Origin of the sequence: Plasticicumulans sp., assembly GCF_035331805.1 — a bacterium.
In the GTDB taxonomy this organism is placed as follows: Bacteria; Pseudomonadota; Gammaproteobacteria; order Competibacterales; family Competibacteraceae; genus Plasticicumulans.
Genome location: NZ_DAOLKE010000274.1, coordinates 1 through 4,843 on the forward strand (window position 1 = coordinate 1; position 4,843 = coordinate 4,843).

At 72.5% G+C, this 4,843-nt stretch carries 4 protein-coding genes; all 4 read right to left on the reverse strand.

The window, feature by feature from the left end:
* Positions 1–341 (reverse strand): uroporphyrinogen-III synthase (locus tag PKE44_RS15075; RefSeq protein ID WP_324552643.1); only part of this gene is annotated, 341 nt, incomplete at its 3' end.
* A 19-nt stretch (positions 342–360) separates the two neighbouring features.
* Entirely contained in the window at positions 361–1,299 is a 939-nt protein-coding gene (gene hemC / locus PKE44_RS15080; protein WP_324552645.1) for a hydroxymethylbilane synthase, read from the reverse strand.
* A gap of 53 nt (positions 1,300–1,352) precedes the next feature.
* Positions 1,353–2,720 carry a type II toxin-antitoxin system HipA family toxin YjjJ gene (gene yjjJ, locus PKE44_RS15085; RefSeq protein WP_324552647.1) on the reverse strand — a complete coding sequence of 456 codons (1,368 nt, stop codon included), beginning with the start codon at positions 2,718–2,720 and terminating at the stop codon, positions 1,353–1,355.
* 122 nt (positions 2,721–2,842) lie between these two features.
* On the reverse strand, positions 2,843–4,843 hold a 2,001-nt coding region (locus PKE44_RS15090), incomplete at its 5' end, for an NAD-glutamate dehydrogenase domain-containing protein (protein ID WP_324552649.1).

Consider the following 4,843-nt stretch of genomic DNA (forward strand, 5'->3'; position numbering starts at 1 on the left):
CCCGGCGTGTCGTGCGCGACCGGCACGCCGAGCTCGCGCACCGCACGCGCACTCGCCCCGCCGATCGCCAGACAGCCGACCCCGTCCGGCCAGCCGCCGCGCGCGGCCAGCCAGGGGCGCAGCAGCGCGACGACGTTGGCGCTGGTCACGATCGCGAGCGCGCAGCCCGGCAGCCGGTCGAGCGCGGCGCAGGCCGCGGACGGGTCCTGCGGCGGCAGGATCGCCAGCGCCGGGAAGCTGCGCACGAACCCGCCGGCGGCCTCGATCGCACCGGCGAGCGCGCCGGACTGCGCCGCCGGGCGCGTCACCAGCACCTGCAGGCCCTTCAGGGCCGTGCTCATCGCCGTGCCGCTCCGGCGTTCAGGGCTGCGCGCCGAACACGCGCGCGAGGATCACGTCGGCACCGAGCGCGAGCAGGTCCTCGGCGAGCTGCACGCCGAGCGCTTCGGCCTCGCTCGCCGGACCGCGCCGTTCGGCGCGCAGCGTGCGGCTGCCGTCCGGCTCGCCGACCAGTCCGCGCAGCCAGAGCTGGTCGCCGTCGAGGATCGCGTGCCCGGCGATCGGCACCTGACAGCCGCCTTTGAGGCGCGTGTTCAGCGCACGCTCGGCGCGCAGGCGCAGGTGCGTGTCGGGGTCATCGAGCACCGCGATCAGCGCCCCGGTGCGCGCATCGTCGCGCCGGCATTCGATGCCGATCGCGCCCTGACCGATCGCCGGCAGGCTGGTTTCGGGTTCGAGTTCGCAGCGGATGCGGTCGGCGAAGCCGAGACGCTTGAGGCCGGCGGCGGCGAGGATGATCGCGTCGAACTGGCCGGCATCGAGCTTCGCGAGCCGCGAGTTGACGTTGCCGCGCAGGCTGTCGATGACGATATCCGGCCGGCGCGCGGCGAGCTGGCACTGGCGGCGCAGGCTGGAGGTGCCGACGCGCGCGCCCTGCGGCAGGTCTTCAAAGCGCGCGTACGCGTTCGAGACGAAGGCATCGCGCGGGTCCTCGCGCTCCAGGATCACCGGCAGGTGCAGGCCATCCGGAAATTCGACCGGCACGTCCTTCATTGAATGCACGGCGATGTCGGCGCGCCCGTCGAGCAGCGCGACTTCGAGTTCCTTCACGAACAGGCCCTTGCCGCCGACCTTGGCGAGCGGGCTGTCGAGGATGCGGTCGCCCTGCGTGCTCATGCCGACCAGCTCGACTGCCAGCCCCGGATGCGCGGCGCGCAGGCGCGCGGCAACGTGCTCGGCCTGCCACAGGGCGAGCGGACTCTTGCGGGTGGCGATGCGCAGCGTCGGAGTGTCGGTCATCGTTGGCGGCCGGTCGCGAAAGTGCGGGAGGGTACGCAAGGGGGCGGGGGAAGTCATCCTTCCAGGTCAAGGCGGATGCCATTGCGGCCGGCCGGTGCCGCGAGCGCCCCGGCGCGGCGCGTGGCGAGCGCCCGGAAGGGCGCCGAGATGCGTTCGTCGGCGGCGATGCGGGACCAGTAGCCGATGGCGGCCGCGATCAGCTGCGGCCCGGCCGGCAGGACCGGCGGCGGGCCGTCCCCTTCGCGCACGCTGCCTTCGCGATCCGGCGCCAGCGCCATCGGCAGCATGTCGTAGACCGGCGCCAGCCGCAGGCCGGCCGGCCCGGGGATCAGCGCCAGATTGCCGAGGTGACGGTCGTGGTTGCCGATCAGCGCACCGAAGGCATCGAGCCAGTCGATGCGCGCCGCTTCCGCGGCCGGCAGCCGGCCGGTGGCGGCGAGTCCGGCCGCGACCCGCGACCAGCCGCTGCCGTGGCCGACGTATTCGGCATCGAGCGCGGCCAGGCTCAGCACCGGCCGCCGGCCGTGTGCGCCGCAGCGGTCGAAGCGTTCGACTTCGAGGAAGGTGCGGGCCTCGCCGACGACGATGCGCGCCGCGGGGGCTGCAAACCCCTGCGCGGCCAGGGTGTCCAGGGCCAGCGCCTCGCAGACCAGCAGATCGGCCCAGCGCTGCCCGCCTGCCGTGCTGCGTGGCGGCGAGAACTTCACCAGCACCGGCCGGCCGCCCTTGTCGCCATCCGCGACCGTGACCGCGAACTTCGGCTGCTCGCCGCCGGCACTCGATCCGGCCGGCTCGCCGGCCAGCACGGCAGCGGCGAGCTGCGCATAGGTGTCGGCGGTCGCTGGCAGCGGTGCCTGCGTCCGCTGCCGTTGCCAGCGCAGCAGGCTCTCGTCGCCGATCAGCAGCTCGCCGGCCAGATCCTCGCCGGCCCGCGCCAGCGCGATCAGCAGGTGATCGTCATGCCAGTGCAGCAGGTTGTCCGGCAGCCCGAGTTCCGGCCGCTGCTTCGGCAGCAGCCGGCCGAGAAAGCCCTGCGGCCGGATGTCCCACAGAAAATAAGGAACCCCGGCATGCACGCCATCGGCGTTGTCGCCCCACTGGTAGGCGGCGAGTGTGTCGTCGACGGCCTCGCACCAGCAGCCGCCATCGCTCAGCGCATGCAGCGTGCCGACCGCCAGCACCCGGCCGTCGGCGTCGATCCGGTGAATCGGCAGGTGGCTGCCGAGCGAGGGCAGCGAGCGGGCCAGCGCATAGCGCGTCGCGCGTGCCCGGCCGATGCGCAGCACCTGCGCAGCGCTACGTGCAAGCCGGCGCGACAGCGTCGACTGGCTGATGCCAAGCCGCGCGCACAGCGTCTGCGCCGGTTGCGGCGGCAGACCGGCGAGTGCGTCGATCAGGTCATCGGGCGCGGGAGCGGGCATCGAAGTGGAGTGGGCTGCATGGATTCGGGACGGGATTCCAGCAGCCCGGGCGCCGGCCTGACAAGGACTTGCCGCTGACGGGGCCGGATGCATGCATCGATGATCCGGCCTCCTGCGCGGCCTCACCCCACCGCCCCGACCTCCCCGAGCGCCACCATCAGCATCGACGAATCGACGCGCGGGGCGGACTTGAGGTCGGTGAGCACCGCGGCGAGGCGTTCGACCGCGGCGTGGTTGTGGGCGAGCCAGGCGTCGATCCACGGCTGCGGGTGTTCCTCCGGCCCGCGCTCGGCGACGACGGCGGCCGCGAGGCGGCGCTGCTGGGTGTAGAGGTTGTCGAGCAGCGCGCTGCGGGCGCGGTGCTGCCAGTGGTTGCCGGCCCCGAGGCGGTCGATGGTCGCGGCCAGCCAGTCGAGTTCGAGCGCGTCGATCAGCGTGAAGTACACGAGCGCCACCTGCTCGGCGGCGATCTGCGCCTGATTGGCGACCTCGATGATGTCGAGCGTGCAGTACAGCGCCGGCAGGCTCGCGACCCACTCGGCGGTCTCGGCCGGCACGCCGTGGCCTTCGAGGCGCGCCGCCTCGGCCTGCAGCGTCGCACCGGCGCGGCCCGGCATCAGGTTCTTCATCGACAGCAGGCGCGTGATGTCGGGCGCGAAGCGCGCGACCTCGGCCTCGATCGCGATCGGCGGCCGGCGGTTGCGCAGCAGCCACAGCGAGGCGCGCATCAGCAGCGCCTGCGTGTCCGAGATCATGTCGAGCTGCAGCGTCGCGGCGGCGCGGTTGTCGAGCGCGTCGATCGCCGCCCACAGCCTGGGGGCCTCGAACATCGCGCGCGCCGCGGCGTAGGCGCGGGCGATGTCCGGCGAGCGCGCGCCGCACTGTTCGCTGACGCGGAACGCGAAGGTCGAGCCCATGTGGTTCAGCATCGAGTTCGTGATCGCCGTGGCAATGATCTGGCGCCGCAGCGGGTGGCGTTCCATCGCCTCGGCGTAGCGCTCGCGCAGCGGCTCGGGGAAGTAGCCGCGCAGCTCGCGTTCGAGGTAGGGGTCCTCGGGCACGTCGGAATCGAGCAGCTCGTCGTACAGCGCGATCTTCGAGTACGCGAGCAGCACGGCGATTTCCGGCGCCGTCAGGCCCTGACCGGCCTGCTCGCGTTCGGCGATCTCGTCATCGGGCGGCAGGAACTCGATGCGCCGGTTCAGCCGGCCGGCCTTTTCGAGCTGGCGGATCACGCGCGCGTGGTCGCCGAGCAGATCCGGCGCCTCGCGCACCGCGATCGAGATCGTCTGCGGCTGCAGCACGTTCTGGCGCAGCACCAGACGGGCGACCTCGTCGGTCATCGTCGCCAGCAGCTCGTTGCGCTGCTTCAGCGTCAGGTCGCCGGCGCTGACGATCTGGTTCAGCAGGATCTTGATGTTGACCTCGTGATCCGAGCAGTTGACGCCGGCCGAGTTGTCGATGGCATCGGTCAGGATGTGGCCGCCGGCGCGCGCGTACTCGATGCGTCCGCGCTGCGTGAAGCCGAGGTTGCCGCCCTCGCCGACCACCTTGCAGCGCAGCTCGCTGCCGTTGACGCGGATCGCGTCGTTGGCGCGGTCGCCGACCTCGGCGTGCGTCTCGTCGGCGGCCTTGACGTAGGTGCCGATGCCGCCGTTCCACAGCAGCTCGACCGGCGCACGCAGGATGGTGTTGATGAGTTCCGCCGGCGACAGGCGCGTCGCGTCGGTGCCGAGGATGGCGCGCATCTCGGGGCTGAGCGGGATCGACTTGGCCGTGCGCGGCCAGATGCCGCCGCCGGCCGAGATCAGCGCGGCGTCGTAGTCGGCCCAGGACGAGCGCGGCAGCGCGAACAGCCGCTCGCGCTCGGCGAAGCTCGCCTCGGCGTCCGGCGACGGGTCGATGAACACGTGGCGGTGGTCGAAGGCCGCGATCAGGCGGATGTGGCGCGACAGCAGCATGCCGTTGCCGAACACGTCGCCGCTCATGTCGCCGATGCCGGCGACCGAGAAGTCGACGTTCTGGATGTCCTTGCCGAGTTCGCGGAAGTGGCGCTTGACCGATTCCCAGGCGCCGCGCGCGGTGATGCCCATCTTCTTGTGGTCGTAGCCGGCCGAGCCGCC